Origin of the sequence: Mycolicibacter sp. MU0102, from assembly GCF_963378105.1 — a bacterium.
Taxonomy (GTDB): Bacteria; Actinomycetota; Actinomycetes; order Mycobacteriales; family Mycobacteriaceae; genus Mycobacterium; species Mycobacterium holstebronense.
Map to the genome: position 1 here is coordinate 2,772,777 of NZ_OY726398.1, position 17,148 is coordinate 2,789,924.

Annotated in this window: 13 protein-coding genes; 7 read left to right on the forward strand and 6 right to left on the reverse strand. The window is 67.1% G+C overall.

What is annotated here, in order from left to right:
- Positions 1-6: 6 nt before the first annotated feature.
- Positions 7-2,592 carry a DNA translocase FtsK gene (locus RCP37_RS12960; RefSeq protein ID WP_308483496.1) on the reverse strand — a complete coding sequence of 862 codons (2,586 nt, stop codon included), beginning with the start codon at positions 2,590-2,592 and terminating at the stop codon, positions 7-9.
- A gap of 132 nt (positions 2,593-2,724) precedes the next feature.
- Between RCP37_RS12960 and RCP37_RS12965 the strand changes: the two genes are divergently transcribed.
- From RCP37_RS12965 to RCP37_RS12975, 3 genes are read left to right on the forward strand one after another with little or no spacing between them, the layout of a single operon-like run.
- Complete coding sequence (locus RCP37_RS12965) at positions 2,725-3,039, forward strand: putative quinol monooxygenase (protein WP_308483497.1); 315 nt, start codon at positions 2,725-2,727, stop codon at positions 3,037-3,039.
- On the forward strand, positions 3,036-3,869 hold the full coding sequence (locus tag RCP37_RS12970; protein WP_308483498.1) for a mycofactocin-coupled SDR family oxidoreductase: 834 nt from the start codon (positions 3,036-3,038) through the stop codon (positions 3,867-3,869). The genes RCP37_RS12965 and RCP37_RS12970 overlap by 4 nt, the downstream gene beginning before the upstream one ends.
- A 4-nt stretch (positions 3,870-3,873) precedes the next feature.
- Positions 3,874-4,740: an SAM-dependent methyltransferase gene (locus RCP37_RS12975; RefSeq protein WP_308483499.1), complete on the forward strand. Its 867-nt coding sequence runs from the start codon at positions 3,874-3,876 to the stop codon at positions 4,738-4,740.
- 10 nt (positions 4,741-4,750) lie between these two features.
- Here the strand turns inward: RCP37_RS12975 and RCP37_RS12980 are convergent, their stop codons facing one another.
- Genes RCP37_RS12980 through RCP37_RS13000 form a run of 5 tightly spaced genes read right to left on the reverse strand, consistent with a single transcriptional unit; the run spans position 4,751 to position 9,873 of the window.
- The gene (locus RCP37_RS12980) at positions 4,751-6,427 is read right to left on the reverse strand and encodes a ribonuclease J (protein ID WP_308483500.1); all 1,677 of its coding nucleotides are present in this window, start codon (positions 6,425-6,427) and stop codon (positions 4,751-4,753) included.
- 7 nt (positions 6,428-6,434) lie between these two features.
- Complete coding sequence (gene dapA, locus RCP37_RS12985; RefSeq protein WP_308483501.1) at positions 6,435-7,337, reverse strand: 4-hydroxy-tetrahydrodipicolinate synthase; 903 nt, start codon at positions 7,335-7,337, stop codon at positions 6,435-6,437.
- Positions 7,338-7,368: 31 nt separating this feature from the next.
- Complete coding sequence (thyX, locus tag RCP37_RS12990; RefSeq protein WP_308483502.1) at positions 7,369-8,133, reverse strand: FAD-dependent thymidylate synthase; 765 nt, start codon at positions 8,131-8,133, stop codon at positions 7,369-7,371.
- 31 nt (positions 8,134-8,164) lie between these two features.
- On the reverse strand, positions 8,165-9,214 hold the full coding sequence (locus RCP37_RS12995; protein WP_308483503.1) for a polyprenyl synthetase family protein: 1,050 nt from the start codon (positions 9,212-9,214) through the stop codon (positions 8,165-8,167).
- Positions 9,211-9,873, reverse strand: a complete 663-nt coding sequence (locus RCP37_RS13000; RefSeq protein ID WP_308483504.1) for a hypothetical protein — start codon at positions 9,871-9,873, stop codon at positions 9,211-9,213. Before RCP37_RS13000 ends, RCP37_RS12995 begins: the two co-directional genes overlap by 4 nt.
- Before the next feature lie 129 nt (positions 9,874-10,002).
- Between RCP37_RS13000 and RCP37_RS13005 the strand changes: the two genes are divergently transcribed.
- The 4 genes from RCP37_RS13005 to RCP37_RS13020 are packed head-to-tail and all read left to right on the forward strand — an operon-like array spanning position 10,003 to position 17,145.
- Complete coding sequence (locus tag RCP37_RS13005; RefSeq protein WP_308483505.1) at positions 10,003-11,385, forward strand: hypothetical protein; 1,383 nt, start codon at positions 10,003-10,005, stop codon at positions 11,383-11,385.
- Positions 11,382-11,891, forward strand: a complete 510-nt coding sequence (locus RCP37_RS13010; RefSeq protein ID WP_308483506.1) for a hypothetical protein — start codon at positions 11,382-11,384, stop codon at positions 11,889-11,891. Before RCP37_RS13005 ends, RCP37_RS13010 begins: the two co-directional genes overlap by 4 nt.
- Before the next feature lie 2 nt (positions 11,892-11,893).
- A complete protein-coding gene (locus RCP37_RS13015) occupies positions 11,894-15,070 on the forward strand; it encodes an ATP-binding protein (protein ID WP_308487073.1) in 3,177 nt (1,058 codons plus the stop codon).
- Complete coding sequence (locus RCP37_RS13020) at positions 15,067-17,145, forward strand: FAD-dependent oxidoreductase (protein WP_308483507.1); 2,079 nt, start codon at positions 15,067-15,069, stop codon at positions 17,143-17,145. The genes RCP37_RS13015 and RCP37_RS13020 overlap by 4 nt, the downstream gene beginning before the upstream one ends.
- Positions 17,146-17,148: the final 3 nt, after the last annotated feature.

Consider the following 17,148-nt stretch of genomic DNA (forward strand, 5'->3'; position numbering starts at 1 on the left):
CCGCGTCTAGAACTCGTCGTCGTCGCCGTCGTCGTCGGGGGCGCTGCCGCCGCGGATCAACATCAGCGTCCCGGCCAGCTCATCGGGTTTGACCAGCACCTGCCGGGCCTTGGAGCCCTCGGAGGGGCCGACGATGTCGCGGGTCTCCATCAGGTCCATCAGCCGGCCAGCTTTGGCGAAGCCCACCCGCAGCTTGCGCTGCAGCATCGAGGTGGAACCGAATTGGCTGGACACCACGAGCTCAACGGCCTGCAGGAAGACGTCCATGTCGTCGCCGATGTCGGGGTCGACGTCGGCGCGGTCGCCCGTGGCCTTCACGACGGTGACGCCCTCGGTGTACTCGGGCTCGGCCTGGTCCTTGCAGGCGGTGACGACGGCCTGGATCTCCTCGTCGGAGATGTAGGCACCCTGCAGCCGGATCGGCTTGTTGGCGCCCATCGGCAAAAACAGCCCGTCGCCCATGCCGATCAGCTTTTCGGCGCCCGGCTGATCCAGAATGACCCGGGAGTCGGTGAGCGACGACGTGGCGAACGCCAGTCGGGACGGCACGTTGGTCTTGATCAGGCCGGTGACGACGTCCACGGACGGCCGCTGGGTGGCCAGGACCAGGTGGATGCCGGCGGCGCGGGCCTTCTGGGTGATCCGCACGATCGCGTCCTCGACATCGCGGGGGGCGGTCATCATCAGGTCGGCGAGTTCGTCGACGACCGCGAGGATGTAGGGGTAGGGCCGGTAGACCCGTTCGCTGCCCAGTGGCGTGGTGATCTCCCCGGAGCGGACCTTGTCGTTGAAGTCGTTGATGTGGCGCACCCGGGACGACTTCATGTCCTGGTAGCGCTGCTCCATCTCCTCCACCAGCCAGGCCAGCGCTGCGGCGGCCTTCTTCGGCTCGGTGATGATCGGGGTGATCAGGTGCGGAATGCCTTCGTACGGCGTGAGCTCCACCATCTTTGGGTCGATCAGGATCATCCTGACCTCTTCGGGGGTGGCGCGCGCCAGCAGTGACACCAGCATCGAGTTGACGAAGCTGGACTTGCCCGAACCGGTGGAACCGGCCACCAACAGGTGCGGCATCTTGGCCAGGTTGGCGCAGATGAAGTCGCCTTCGATGTCCTTGCCCAGTCCGATCACCAACGGGTGGTGGTCGCCGCGGGTGGACGGCGCGGTCAGCACGTCGGCCAGTCGCACCAGTTCGCGGTCGGTGTTGGGCACCTCGATGCCGACGGCGGACTTGCCCGGGATCGGGGCGAGCATCCGCACACTTTCGGTGGCCACCGCGTAGGCGATATTGCGCTGCAGAGCGGTGATCTTCTCGACCTTCACGCCCGGGCCCAGCTCGACCTCGTAGCGGGTGACCGTGGGGCCGCGGGTGCAGCCGGTGACCGCGGCGTCGACCTTGAACTGATCCAGCACCGAAGTGATCGCGTCGGCCATCTGGTCGTTGGCGGCGGTGCGTGTCTTCGGGGGGTCCCCGGCGACCAGCAGGCTCAGCGCCGGCAGCGTGTAGGGGCCCTCCACCACGCGGTCGAGGACCACGGTGGCGTCGGCGGGTTTGGCCGCCTTGGGTTCCTTCGGGGGCTTGCGCCGCACGGTTTTGACCGGGGGCGGCGGCGCGGCGGGCTCTTCATCGAGCGGGTAGTTGTCCAGCGGGGTACGCGATTGCCAGTCGGGGGTGTCGTCGACGCGGGCGTCAGGCTCGATTGCGCCGAACCGGCTGGTGCCGCCGGCCTGCGTGCTGACGCCGGAGTCGTAGGCGGCGTCGTCAGCGTCGGCGTCGTAGTCCTGGTCGTAATCCTGATCGTCGTAGTCGTCGTAATCGTCGTAGTAGTCGTCGTCGCCGTAGTCGCCGCGGAACATCGTGCGCAAGGTCTCGGGTGCCTCACGCAGGGTGGTGCCGGTCAGCAACAACACACCGAACAGCACACCGATGCACAACAACGGCGCGGCAATCCACGCCGTGAGTCCGTCGGCGAGCGGGCCACCGATCGCGAACCCCACAAAGCCGGCGCCATGCAGACGGCCGTCGGGGCTCTGCGGCGAGCCCGACCACAGATGCCACAGACCCAGGATCGGCAGGCCGATCATCGCCGATCCAAGGATCAGCCGAGGCCGGTTCTCCGGGTCGGGCTCGGTGCGCATCAGCAGTACGGCCGCGGCGGCTGCCAGCAGCGGAAGCAGCACCACCGCTCCGCCGACCACGGCGCGCAGACCGGTGTCGATCCACGCCCCGACCGGCCGGGCGGCGTCCAGCCAGCAGCTGGCGGCGGTCACCACGGCAAATCCCAGCAGAGCCAGTGCAATGCCGTCGCGGCGATGGCCGGGGTCGATGTCGTGAGCGCGGCCCACCGAGCGCGCCGCGCCACCAGCGCCCTTGGCCACCATCAGCCAGGTCGCGCGGGCGAGGCGTCCGCAGGCCATCCCGAGCGCCACCGGACCCGAATGCTGCCGGGCGGCGCGGCGCGGCTTAGCTGCCGGGCGGGACCGAGCGGGCCGCGAACCACCCTTGGGCGCTGCCTTGGAACCGGCCTTTGCCCTGGTCGTTCGGGTACCGGAACGCGCGGGAGCCCTACTAGCAGCGGTCTTACTAGCCATATGGGCAAGCCTAGTCGCAATTACCCCATCTGCACCATAAGCCACACTGGCCCCGACGGATCGGTTCACCGTGTATCCGGCCCCAGGCTGGGTATGGTGACCCTGAATCCCCCATCAGCCAAGGAGTCGCATATGCCCGTGGTCGTCGTTGCCACCTTCACCGTCAAGCCGGAATCGGTTGAGGCCGTCCGTGAGATCTGCACCAAGGCGGTGGCACAGGTGCACGAAGAGCCGGGTTGCCAGCTGTACTCCCTGCACGAAGCCGACGGGGCCTTTGTGTTCATCGAGCAGTGGGCCGACTCCGACGCGTTGAAGGCCCACTCGACGGCACCTGCGGTCGGTGAACTGTTCGGCAACCTCACCGAGCACCTGGCCGGCGCACCCGACATCAAGATGTTGCAGCCGGTTCCGGCCGGCGACGCGGGCAAAGGCCAGTTGCGTCCGTGACAGCGCGTCCGTCGAGCGGAAGCCTGCAGGGCAAGGTCGCGCTGATCACCGGCGCGGCGCGTGGCCAGGGCCGCGCCCATGCCCTGCGGCTGGCCGCCGACGGAGCCGACATCATCGCCGTCGACCTGTGCGAGCAGATCGACAGCGTGCCCTACCCGCTGGCGGACGCCGAGGACTTGGCGGCCACGGTCAAGTTGGTCGAAGACGCCGGTGCGCGCATCGTGGCCCGCCAGGCCGATGTGCGTGACCAGGTGGCGTTGAGCGCTGCACTGCAGGCCGGCCTGGACGAGCTGGGCCGGGTGGACATCGTGGTGGCCAACGCCGGTATCGCCCCGATGGCCGCGGCCGACGGCTGGCACGACGTCATCGACGTCAACCTGACCGGCGTTTACCACACCATCGAGGCCGCGATTCCGGCCATGATCGACCAAGGTGACGGGGGGTCGATCGTGCTGATCAGTTCGGCCGCCGGCCTGGCCGGCATCGGCAGCCACGATGCCGGGGCCATCGGTTACACCGCGGCCAAGCACGGGCTGGTCGGACTGATGCGGGTCTACGCGAACCTGCTGGCGCAGCACAGCATTCGGGTGAACTCGGTGCACCCGGCCGGAGTCGACACCCCGATGATCAACAACGACTACGTCCGGGGTTGGCTGGCCGAGCTCACCGCCGCGACGGGTGCGCCACCGGACATGGGCAATGCACTGCCGGTAGCGGTGCTGGAACCGGAGGACATCGCAAATGCGGTGGCCTGGCTGGTATCCGATGCGGCCCGCTACATCACCGGCATCACCTTGCCTGTCGACGCCGGGTTCATCAACAAGAGGTAGCGCGTTGGCAGGCAACCCGGTAGCTCAGACGGCCTACGGCCCGATGGTGCTGGCAGCAGTCGAGCACCATGAGCCACCCGGGCAACGCCTGGTCGACGACGACCTGGCGACACCGTTCTTGCCGGCCGGCATGCGCTGGCTGGTGGCGGCCACGCGGCCCGCGCCGCTGCGACGGTGGTTCATCGCCGCGGTGGATCGCTCCGGGCCGGGTCTGTGGGTCAACCTGACCTGTCGCAAGCGGTTCATCGCCGACCGCGTCGACGAGGCGACCGAGGACGTTGACGCGGTGGTGATCCTCGGTGCCGGCCTGGACACCCTCGCCTACCGACTCGCCCGACAAAGCCCCATTCCGGTGTTCGAGGTGGATCAGCCGGTCAACGTCGCCCGCAAGGCCGCCACGGTCCGCAGGGTGTTGGGTGAACTGCCGCTGTCGGTTCGACTGGTGGCGCTGGACTTCGAGCGCGACGATGTGCTGACCACCCTCGTCGAGCACGGCTATCAGACATCGTTTCGGAGCTTCTTCGTCTGGGAAGGGGTGACGCAGTATCTGACCGAGTCCGCCGTCCGCACGACCCTCGCGGGGCTGCGCCCGGCGGCATCGGGCAGCCGACTGGTGTTCACCTACGTCCAGCGTGACTTCATCGACGGCACGAACCTCTATGGCTCGCCGACGTTGTATCGCAGGATGGTCAACAAGCTGTGGCATTTCGGCCTGCAGCCTGCCGAAGTGGCAGATTTTCTAGCCGAATACGGCTGGCGACTGATCGAGCAGGCCGGACCCGAACAGTTCCTCCAGCGCTATGTCGAGCCCACCGGCCGCAACCTGGGCGCGAGCGACCTGGAATGGTCGGTGTACGCCGAAAAGCTCTGAGCCGGCCTGCTCAGACCTCGATCACCGTCGGCACGATCATCGGCTGACGCCGGTAGACCTCGCCCACCCATTTGCCCACCGTGCGGCGCACCGCTTGCGCGATCCGAGCCGGATCGGTGACCTGCTCTGCGGCAAGGGATTCCAGCTCCGCCTCAACCTTGCGCGCCGCCGGCTCCAGGGCCTTGGGGTCTTCGGAGAAGCCCCGCGAATGCAGGTGCGGCGGAGCCACCGGCTTGCCGGTCCCGCGGCGGACCACCACCGTGATCGCGACGAATCCGCTGGACAGGATCAACCGCTCCCCCAGCGTCGCATCGCCGACATCGCCGTCGACGAGCCCGTCGACGAACATCTTGCCGGTCGGTACCGCCCCGGCGATGCGGGCCTGCCCGGCAACCAGGTCGACACTGACCCCGTTCTCGGCCATCAGGATCGACTCCTCCGGCACCCCGGTACGGACGGCCAGCGCGGCGTTGGCGCGCATCATCCGCCAGGTGCCGTGTACCGGCATCACGTTGCGGGGCCGAATTCCGTTGTAGAGGAACAGCAGCTCGCCGGAGTAGGCGTGCCCGGAAACATGCACACGCGCCTGGGCATTGGTGACCACCCGGGCACCGATCTTGGCCAGTGCGTCCATCACGCCATAGACGGCTTCCTCGTTGCCGGGGATCAGCGACGACGACAACACCACCAGATCACCGGCGGTCAGCGTGATAGACCGGTGCTCGCCGCGCGACATCCGTGACAGCGCCGAGAGCGGTTCGCCCTGGGTTCCGGTGGTGACCAGCACCACCTTCTCCGGCGGCATCTCCTCGGCGGCCCCGATGTCGATCACATCGCGGTCTGTGACCCGCAGAAAGCCCAGGTCCTTGGCGATCCCCATATTGCGGACCATCGACCTGCCCACGAAGGCCACCCGGCGGCCCTGGGACACCGCGGCGTCGACGATCTGCTGGACCCGGTCCACGTTCGAGGCGAAGCAGGCCACGATCACCCGGCCCTCGGCGCCGCGGATCAGCCGGTGCAGGGTGGGACCGACCTCGCTCTCGCTCGGACCCACACCGGGAATCTCGGCATTGGTCGAGTCGCACAAGAACAGGTCCACGCCCTTGTCGCCCAGGCGTGACATCCCGGGCAGGTCGGTGGGCCTCCCGTCCGGGGGCAGCTGGTCGAGCTTGATGTCGCCGGTGTGCAGCACGGTTCCCGCGCCGGTGTGCACCGCGATCGCCAGTGCATCCGGGATGGAGTGGTTCACCGCGAAGTACTCGCATTCGAACACCCCGTGGGTGCTGCGCTGGCCCTCGGCTACCTGGACGAAGACCGGCTTGATGCGGTGCTCCCGGCACTTGGCGGCGACCAGCGCCAGGGTGAACTTCGAACCGACCACCGGAATGTCGGCCCGCAGTTTGAGCAGGAACGGAATGGCGCCGATGTGGTCCTCGTGGGCGTGGGTCAGCACCAGCGCCTCGACGTCGTCGAGCCGATCTTGAATGTGGCGGATGTCCGGCAGGATCAGGTCGACGCCGGGCTCGTCGTGGCCCGGGAACAGCACGCCGCAGTCGATGATCAACAGCCGGCCGAGGTGCTCGAAAACGGTCATATTGCGGCCGATTTCGCTGATACCGCCGAGTGCGGTGACGCGCAGTCCGCCTTCGGTCAGCGGTCCCGGCGGGGAGAGTTCTTCAGTCACCCGCACCTCACCCGAGTACGGACGCGGCGCGCATGTCGATGGCCAGTTCGTCGACCTCGGCGGCGGACGCCGGGACCATCGGCAACCGGGGGTCGCCGGCCTCGAAACCCTGCAACCGCAGACCGGCCTTGACGAAGGTCACCCCGCCGACGCGACCCATCGCGTTGGACAGCGATGCGATCGAAATGTTGATCTTGCGGGCGGTCTCGACGTCGCCGGCCGCGAAGGCGGCCAGCATGTCGCGCAGCTGAGCGGCCGCGAAGTGCGAGATCACGCTGACGAATCCGGTGGCACCCATGGCCAGCCAGGGCAGATTCAGCGCGTCATCGCCGGAGTAGTAGGCCAATCCGGTCTCGGCCATGATCTGCGCTCCGGCGTGCAAGTCCCCCTTGGCGTCCTTGATCGCGACGATGTTGGGGTGTTCGGCCAGTTCGAAGATGGTGTCCGGCGCGATCGGCACCACCGAGCGGGCCGGGATGTCGTAGAGCATCACCGGCAGCGCGCTGGCGTCGGCGACGGCGGTGAAGTGCGCCAACAGGCCGGTCTGCGACGGACGCGAGTAGTACGGCGTCACCACCAGCAGGCCGTGCGCGCCGACCCCGGCGCAGGCTTCGGCGAGGCGCACGCTGTGCTCGGTGTCGTTGCTGCCGGCGCCGGCGATGATGCGAGCCCGGTCACCGACCGCCTCGACCACCGCACGCAGCAGCGTGAGCTTCTCGTAGTCCGCGGTGGTCGGCGACTCGCCAGTGGTACCCGAGATCACCAAACCGTCGCAACCGGCGTCGATGAGGCGATTGGCCAGGCGTACGGCGGCGTCGGTGTCCACCGAGCCGTCCGCGCCGAAGGGGGTCACCATGGCGGTCAGCACGGTGCCGAACTGCGCCTTGGCGTCGAATCCGCTGCTGCTCACGGCCCCAAGATTACCTGGCCGCTGGAGTTGCTCAGACCTCGGTGGCGAGCGGACTGGTCGCGACTTCGGTGCCGTCGGCCAGCGTGCTGATCTGGAAGTCCTCGAACGCCGCCGGAGCCACGTCGGTGAGCTGCCGTAGGCACTCGACGGCCAGCCGGCGAATCTCGACATCGGCGTGCTCGCTGGCCCGCATCGCGATGAAGTGCCGCCATGCCCGGTAATTGCCTGTCACCACGATGCGCGTCTCGGTGGCGTTGGGCAGCACGGCACGAGCGGCCTGGCGCGCCTGCTTGCGCCGCAGCGCCCCCATGGTCTCGCCGGCCTGGCCCGCCGCGAATTTGGCTTCCAGCCGGGCCAGCAGCTCGACGTAGGCGGCGCGACTGGCGTCCGCGGCGTCGGTCAGGATCTGCTGCAGTTCCGGGTCGTCCTCCATGCCAGGCGGCACCACGACCCGCGAGTCCGGTTCGGGCACGTAGCGCTGGGACAGCTGGGAGAACGAGAAGTGCCGGTGCCGGATGAGCTCGTGGGTGGCCGACCGGGAGATGCCGGTGATGTAGAAGGTCACCGAAGCGTGCTCCAACACCGAGAAGTGCCCGACGTCGATGATGTGCTTCAGGTAGGCGGCGTTGGTCGCGGTTCGCGGGTTGGGCTTGGACCAGCTCTGGTAGCAGGCCCGGCCGGCGAACTCGACCAGTGCCGACCCGCCGTCGGCGTCGGTGCTCCACGGCACGTCCGACGGCGGACTGAACTCGGTCTTGGCAATCAGTTGCACGCGCAGCGGCGCCGTCTCGGCCACGGCACTCACCTTAAGGCGTGCCCGGCCGGTCTCAGCGCCACCGCGCCCACACGTAGGGCACCAGCGCCCGCAGGAACTCCAGATCCGGGCCGGGGCGGGCGTCGGCGAACGCCCGCTCGAAGTACGCCTGGGCGGCCAGCAGAATGCCCTCGGCGTACTGGCGCGTGAACGCGATGCTGCCGTAGTCGTCCATCAGACTGCGCACCTGCTGCACCAGAGCCGCTGAGCGCTGCGATCGACTGCGGTGCAGGTAGTCCGCCAGCAGGTCTCGGTCGGGCGCCCGCGCCACGGATAACAGGTGGACCAGCGGCAGCGTTCGCTTCCCTTCGTAGAGATCGCCCAGGATTTCCTTGCCGTAAATCCGTTCGTCGCCAACCAGGTTCAACAGGTCATCGCGGATCTGAAACGCGGCGCCGAAATGAAAGCCGAATCGCACCAGCGGCCCCAGCTCAGCGGTACCACGCGATCCCACCATCACCCCCACCCGCAGCGGATGAATGGTGGTGTACCAGCAGGTCTTGTGCAGGATCAGGTTCAGGTAGTCCTCTGGCCGCAGGTCGTCGATGTTGTCGGCCTGCCAGCCCACTTCGATCGCCTGCCCCTCCAGGGTCCGCAGCGCCATCGTGTCGAACTCGGCCCACACCAATTCGGCCAGATCCCGGTCCAGCTGCCGGGTCGCCCGCCGCAGTACCTGGCCGGCGACCAATGCCAATGCATCGCCGGCGTTGATCGCCGTCGCCATGCCGTACATGGCACCCAAAGTCGGTCTACCCCGACGCATTTCACTGCCATCGGCGATGTCGTCGTGTACCAGGAAGGCGTTGTGCAGCAACTCGATCGCCACGGCGATACCCAGTAACGCGTCGGTGTCCGCGCCGAAGGCTCGGCCGGCCGACAGGCACAGTGCAGGCCGCAGTGCCTTACCCGGTCGCTGGGGGTACGCCCGCAGCGGTGCGTACAGCCACTTGGCGGGCTCACCGTCGGGCAGCGCGTCGAGCATCGAGCTGCGGACGATCCTGGCGACCTCGCTCAAGCGCTCATCGACCGCGACCACCGATTCGCGGTCGGCGATGTCGGTCACGGTTGCTGCGCCGCGACGACGAGCACCACGGGCAGCCACAGGTCGGGATAGCCGACCGCCAGGAGGGTGCCGCGGTAGGTGCCCGGGCAGACCTGGGGGCCGACGTCGACGGTGATCTGCACGCCACGGCTGGACCGGCGCGGCATCGGCACCGCGGCGGGCTCGACCCGCACGGCATCCGCCTCGATCACCTGGCCGCCATGGCCGAGCAGCTCGCTGCAGCGCAGCCGGACTTCCGCGCGGTCGGCGCTCTCCCGGTTGTGCAACCACACCTCGCCGGTCGCCGAGCCGGAGCCGGTGACGCACAGCGCCAAGGCGTCCTTGGACGCCGGATTGTTGACGTCCAGCGCCACGGACCCGCCATCCCCGGGCGGCCGCGCCGGCAACGACCGAAGTAGGAACTGCCCGGCCGTCGACCACCAGGCCCGCGTCAGCTGTTCCCATTCCGACAGCCCGGTTGGATCGGCGCCGTTGTCGCCGTTCGCAGAGTTGCGATCGGGCGAGGTCTCGGCCGTTTGAGCGAATCGATCGATGATTCGGCGAGCCGCCCGAAAGCCTTCGACCTGGATGGCACTGAGGGCACGCGCATTCGCCGCGGGATCGAAAATTGACGCCCACGGTAAATCATCGATAGTGCCGTCATCGAAAGATTTATTCACCGATTTCCCCTTGTGGAAATTATCCGTGTTACCGAGAATTTAACGCTGCGGGGCTTGCCGATAAACGACCTGAACGCCGTATACTACCTGCTTATTCGGGAGATCGGAGGCCCAATGGTGGCGACCGATATGGCAACTGTGTCTCAATCTCTGTTGGCGCTTTACGGCGCTCTCGATCAAGCGGTCACCAACACCGGAGACCCGGAAATCGAAGCCGTCGTCGAGCGTTATCTTCCGGGCAGCACCGGGGCCAATGCCGGGTGGTACGAAGAATTGCTCGGATTCCTGGCCAGTCTGGATCACCGAGAGGTGGGCGCTCCCGCGGTCCCCGATCTCGACCTGGCGTTGGCGACTCTGCAAAACGGAAACGGATCTGTGACAGATACACAGTCACAGCAGCTGACCGCGGTGCAGTTGTCCCGCTTGGTTTTCGCGGTCGGGGCCCTGAGCCACCTGCCCCAGTACTACCCGCCGGACCGGTGGGATGAACAGTTCGCTGCGACCCTGACCAGCGTTGGGGACACGCACGGCAGTGATCTGCTCAGCCTGCTACGACGCGCCTTCCACGATCGCTCCGACTGGCCCGATGTCATGCACATCGCTGTCAGTGCGGGATTGATCCGCACCGACGTCGCCGCGGTGCCGCTGTGCCAAACCAAACCCAAGATCGTCCGCGGCCGACTGTGCGTGGTGTACAACACCGAATTCACCAGCACCGCGGTGTCACTCGATGAGTTGAAGAACGTCGTCGACCCGCTCAACTGGCATCACTGCCTGCCGTTCTTCTGCTACATGCAGGGTTGGCCTGCTCGACCGGACGGTTGGAGCCGGGTGCTGGAACATTGCAGCACCACCTGCCCGATCGCCGGGACACCGCAGCTGGTGACGGCGCTGAAGTACTGGAAAAGCGCCGGCGTAGTGGGCCAGCCATCGACGCCCACCGCGTGCGTCGATTTCGCACTCGACGACGATCCGGCAACGGGTGAGCACGGCGACGGCCGGATGGTGATCGACGAGGGCTTCATCAGGATGACCGCAACCGGCGCTGCTTCGGCCAGCCCCGGCGTGCGGGTGCGAACGAGAAAGGTCGCCGGCTTCCGAGACCTCGGTTGGGTTCCGGCGGCCATCTTCGGCTGCGTGATGGGATACGGCGATCAGGGTGTGGAGCTGCTGCTCGGAGGTGTGGCCAAGCGCGCTCAGGCCGGCGGAGAGGGCTGGACGGATTGGGAGCCGTCGGCGTCGGACCAGATCGCCGGCGTCGCGGCGGCCCGGACGTCGCCGGAAACGAGTGACGACACCGCCGGGCGCGCCGTGAAGCTGGCCGTCGAGATGGTCAACCAGTGCATCGATGACATGTCCGGCAGGAGCGCGGCCCTGGCCGCCAAGTGGGCGACCGGTGCGATGCCCCTTCAAGAGTCGATGACATTCGCCACCGATCTGGCGGCCCGGCTTGCCTCCGATCCCTGGCGTTATCTGGATCGCCTGCGCGCCGACCTAGGAGGTGGAATGTGACCGATGCCGCCAGCTGGATCACCCAGTACGCCACCACATCACAGCGCCTGGTGAACGAGACGGGTGAGCTAATGCAGCAGGTTGACCGCCAGATCCGCAACGGCACGTACGGTTCCGAACACGTCGCCAAGACGGCGAACCAGCTTCTCAATCTGGCGATGGCCGCAAGCCTTGAGTGGACTGCGGCGGCGTTCTCGTTCTGGAGCCCGCCGTCGACCGATGCGGTGGAACTGTCCGAGTTCATCGAAGCCGAACCCGACAGTGACTGCGAGCGGGTGCTGTCGGTCGCCAAGCCCTTCCGCCGGCTCGGCGCTGAATCCGATGTGATCGGCGCACAGTCCCTGGTGTTCGTGCCGGGGATCTTGCGGGTGCACGCGGCCCGTTTCCGGGTCGGTGTCAGAGGCCAGAACTATTCCAGCGGCACGTATCGGGGCAGCGTCCGGCTCACCAGTGTGCGGGACGGGGTTTCGCGGAGCCACGAGATGGACGTCACCGTCGACCTGTGACCATGTCCGAGCCACCGAACACGATCGACGAATTGCTTGATCACGCAGTGCAAGCAATCAACACCGGCGACCGCATGACCGCCAGCGCGCTGGCCGAGCAGGTACTCACCATCGACGGCGACAACCAAGACGCCGAAGACCTGCTCGCCTCACCGGCGGTAGGCGGTGACGTACTTCGGCGAATGACAATACTTTTCGCCGACGTCGTGGACTCGACCGCGCTGTCCACCCGGATCGAACCGGAAACCTACCGCACGGTGATCGGGCGCTACCGCCAGCAGGTCAACGCTGTTATCGACCGCTACGAGGGCCACGTGTTCTCCACCAAGGGCGACGGACTGCTTGCGGTGTTCGGACATCCCAAAGCGCACGAGAACGACGTGCGACGCGCGGTCCAGGCCGGTCTGGACATCACCCGGGACGTGGCCGCGCTCAGTGAGCGAGTGCGATCGCGGTTCGGCTTCGACATCTCGGTACGAGTGGGCGTGCACCGAGGTCTGGTCTATCTCGACGTCGCCCAAGACGACGTGTACGGGCTGGGCGCGAATCTGGCCGCCCGGGTCGCCGGCTTGGCTCCGCCGGGTTGTGTCGTAGTGTCCGCGGCGATCGCACCGCTGGTGGCCGGGCACTTCGAGCTCGATGCTCGGGCAGCCCAACCGGTCAAAGGCATCGACGAGCCGGTCGAACATTATCGCGTTGTCGAGGAGCACATCGGCCGGACGCGCACCCCACTGCGACCTCTGATCGGCCGCGACCTCGAGCTGGCACATCTGCAGGAGGCCTGGAATCAGGCCAAACACGCCACGCTGACCGTTCCCGGCGTCTGCTTCAGTGGTGAGGCCGGCATGGGCAAGAGCCGGTTGGCTACCGCCGCAGCGGATCTGGCGGAGCAGGCCGGCAGGCCGGCCCTCGCATTGATCGGGTCACCGTTTCAGGCCGATGCGGGCCTCTACCCGATCCGCGCGTTGCTGGAGCAACGGTGCGGGATCGAGCGAACGACCGCCCCGGCCGGCCGGATGCGGCTACTCGAAGATGAGTTGCAGGCACACGGTTTTGAGCCAGCTGCCGCCGTCCCGCTATTGGCGCCGGTGTTGGGCATCGCGGCCGAGCACGGTTACCGACCTGTGCAGGCCGAGGGCACCAAGCTCTACCAACAGATCATCGAAGCCATCGTCGGGTACTTGCATGCCTGCGCCGGTTCCGGTCCGGCCGTCGTGCTGGCCGAAGACCTGCAGTGGTTCGATGCCTCGACACTCGACGTCATCGCGGCGCTACTCGGGGCCAACACCGGCAGGCTGCTCGTTGTGCTCACCGCGCGCGACACGCACCCGCTTCGCGCCCTAGCGGCGCACGTCAAGGTGTTCGACCTCGCACCGTTGACCCGACAAGAGACCGACCAGCTGATCGGCGCGTTGGACCCGGCGTTGTCCGGTGACGAGCGGGCTGAAGTGCAGCGCCGCTGCGACGGTGTGCCGCTTTACATCGAGGAGGTGGTCGCGAAGTTCCACGAGCAGCCCACCGATGCAGCCGGGTGGGCGCGTGCCCCCGACGCGCTCTACGAGCCGCTGTTCTCGCGGCTTCGGGCCAGCGACACCACCATTCAGGTCGTCGAAGCCGCCGCCACCATCGGCCGCGAGTTTGACCGCACCATCTTGACCAGTGTCGTCGAGATGACCGAGTCCGGCCTCGACGAAGCCATCCAGGCGCTGGCGGCCGCGCGCGTCTTTCTCCCGGCAGGCAAGGACCGCTGGCGCTTTCGCCACGAGCTGCTCCGTGAAGTCGCCTACGAGCTGCCACCGCCCAGCATGCGCCGCACCCTGCACGGTCGGGCCGCCGACGCGATCGTCGCCACTTCGGACAACCCCGACTGGCACCTGGTGGCGCTGCACTACGAACACGCACAACGCTTCGACGCAGCTGCCGACGCCCACCGACGGGCAGCATCCGATGCCCGGCTTCGAGGCGCCATCAACGAAGCCCGCGCCAACCTGACCCGCGCCATCATCCAGATCGAACGGGCGGCACCCGCCCCGGTCCGTGACGGATGCGAGACCAACCTTCGCCTGGAGCGCGCGTTTCTCACCACCGCGGTGAATGGACCCCTGTATCCCGAGGTCTCCGCAGATCTCGAACGCTGCCTGCAGCTTGCCAACACCAGCCTGCGCGAGGAGGACCGCTCGGCAACCCTGGCCACGCTCTGGGCCTACTACCTGACGCGAGGCGACCTCCGTCGATGCCTGCAACTCGCCAAATCGAGCCGATTGGCCGGACAGAGCTGGTTTCGCTCCGCGTACGGCACCGCCGCATTGTTCGGCGGAGACTTCAACAACGCACGCTCGGCCCTGGAACTGGTCGCAGGAGTGCTCGCCACTACCAACATCGACTATGAATCGGTGTATTACATCCCCTGCGACCCGATCACCTCGGTGCACACTCATCTGGCGCTGACGCGCTTCGTCCAAGGTGATCTCGCCGGTGCCGAAGACCAGCTGACCGCGACGGTGCGTCGGGTGGCCCGTCTCGGTTTCCCGCAGGGCCCTTTCAGCCTTGGCTACCAACGGTTCTACCAGATCTGGATGACCATCGAGACCGGGCAACTGGACCTCGCCACCGACATCGCCGACGAATCCGCGGTGCAGGTGGAACGTCACGGCTTCGAGTACGCGGCGATGTTGGTCACCATCCAACGGGCCACGATCCGCGCCATGTCGGCGCTATCTGCCTGCGGAGGCCATCCGGACGCGTTACAACCTCACATCGACGTAATGTCAAGGATCGTCGACCAATTCGGTGAGACCGAGTGGAACATCTTCGTCAGCTTCTACCACGCGGTCCTGGTACGGCTGCTGATCGCCGCGGGCCGGACTCAACCGGCACGAGAACGCCTCACCATGGCGCTGCAGGCGGCCGACGACACCGGCGTGAACTTCTACCGCTCAGAACTGTTTCGGTTACGCGCGCAGACTCTCGACGATACCGATGCGCGCGAGGCGGACCTGTGCGAGGCAATCTCGACGGCACGCGCGCAGGGCGCGACGATCTTCGAATTGCGTGCCGCGGTGGACAACGTCGAGCTGCACGGTGAAACAGCAACGGGAACACTGCGAGACGCGATCAACCGGTTCCCGGCCGACAGTGCCTGGCCGGAGCTCAGCCGGGCGCGAGCGCTGCTCAGGTGAACCAAGCCGGAGGCGGCGTCGCCATCTTGGGCGGCGGCATGGCCGCACTGAGCGCCGCGTGGCGACTCAGTGAACCCGGTTGGCGTGACCGCTTCGACTCCATCACCGTCTACCAGCGCGGCTGGCGACTCGGCGGCAAGGCCGCATCCAGCCGAGGCCCACACGGACGTGTGGAGGAGCACGGACTGCATGTTTGGCTGGGCTGCTACCAGAACGCCTTCCGGCTGCTTCGTGAGTGCTACACCGAACTCGACCGGGCCACAACCGATCCGATGGCGCCGCTAGCCACCTGGGACCAGGCGTTGATTCCGGCGGACAACGTCGGGGTCGCCGATAAGTTCGGCGACGACTGGCTGACCTGGCTGGCCACCTTCACCGCCAACGACGGCCTGCCCGGCGAGCCGGGCAGTACCGGGCGCGAGATGACGGTGGTCGAGTTCACCCGCCGAGCAGTGCAACTGGTGTGTGACCTCGCCCAGTCGCAGCGCGGTGCCGCATCGGTCGGATTCACGTTGTCGACCTCCCCCGATCCGCCGCGGAACGCGCGATTGAGCGAGACGATCGTTGACGCAGCCCTCGCTGTCTTTGCCGTACTGGCCGAACCTCGGGCGGCGCATCTCACGGTCCCCCAGCTGATCGACGATGCCCTGCTGGCGGTGCGAGCGGCCCTCGACTACGACCATCGGCCCGACCATAAGCGGTACTGGCTGCTGCTGTCGATGATGACCGCCGTGATCCGCGGCGTCCTGGCCGACAATCTGGTCACCGATCCCCGGGGTTTCCGGTCGATCAACGACGAAGACTTCATCGCCTGGCTGCTGCGGCACGGGGCACATCCCGACGTCGGTGATTTCGCGCTGGTCCGCGGCCTATACGACCTTGTCTTCGGGTATGCGGACGCCGACCCGGAGCGGCCGGCGTTCGGGGCGGGGCTTGCCGTCCTGATGACCGGTTCGGCGCTCTTCAGCCACCAAGGCGCGATCTTCTGGAAGATGACCGCCGGGATGGGCGATGTCGTCATAGCTCCGCTGTATCAGGCGCTACGACAACGCGGTGTCGAGTTCGAGTTCTTCCACCGCCTCGATGCGCTGCACCTCGATGACCGGCGGCACGCGGTCGATGCGATCACGCTTGCCCGGCAAGTGCGCCTCGCAGACGACCGCACCCACTATGAGCCACTGACCACGGTGCGCGGACTACCGGTGTTTCCCAGCAGCCCGCTGACCTCCCAACTGTCCGCACCCGATCAGATCCCCAGCGGCGGTTGGCATGCGCTGGAAACACATTGGTCCGACCACACCGACGTCGAGACGCGGGTGCTGCGTCGCGGTGTCGACTTCGAACACGTCGTCCTGGCCGTATCCCTGGGCATGCTGCCGGAGGTGGCCGCAGAACTGATCCAAGACCGGCCGGAGTGGCGGCGAATGACCACCCAGGTGCGCACCGTCGCCACCCATGCCTTCCAGATCTGGTTGCGCCCGGATGAACCAACGCTGGGCTGGAACGATCCGGGCGTGACGCTCAGTGCTTACGTTCCCCCATTCGAGACGTGGGCATCCATGCCTCAGACGCTGTGGGCCGAGGACTGGCCCGAGCACGACCGCCCCGGCACAGTGGCCTACTTCTGCGGCACCCTGGACGCGGCATGGCCCACCGACGAGGCCGGCCCCGGGTATCTACACCGCCATCAGCAGCGGGTCCGTCAGCAGGCCGTCGACCACCTCGACCGTCACCTGCATCGGTTCTTTCCCAACGCCGTCAGCGAAGCGGGGTTCGACTGGAACCTGCTCAGTGGAGTCAACGGCGAACGCGGCAGTGCGGCGCTGAACACCCAGCACGTCAGCGTCAACGTCGATCCCTCTGACCGGTACGTACAGTCCATCCCCGGCACCGACCGTTACCGACTGCGCGCCGACGAAAGCGGTTACGACAACCTGGTTCTGGCCGGCGATTGGACCGATTCAGGAATCAACGCCGGGTGTATCGAAGCGGCCGTCATGTCAGGGCTGCAGGCCGCGAACGCCGTGGCAGGGCGCCACCGATTCCACCGCATTGGCGGCTGGTATCTGCCCTGAATG

What these genes read in the sequence shown, in the direction of transcription:
- RCP37_RS12960 (WP_308483496.1), bottom strand. Translation starts at nt 2,592, where the DNA reads ATGGCTAGTAAGACCGCTGCTAGTAGGGCTCCCGCGCGTTCCGGTACC.
- RCP37_RS13005 (WP_308483505.1), top strand. Translation starts at nt 10,003, where the DNA reads ATGGCAACTGTGTCTCAATCTCTGTTGGCGCTTTACGGCGCTCTCGAT.
- RCP37_RS12965 (WP_308483497.1), top strand. Translation starts at nt 2,725, where the DNA reads ATGCCCGTGGTCGTCGTTGCCACCTTCACCGTCAAGCCGGAATCGGTT.
- RCP37_RS13015 (WP_308487073.1), top strand. Translation starts at nt 11,894, where the DNA reads ATGTCCGAGCCACCGAACACGATCGACGAATTGCTTGATCACGCAGTG.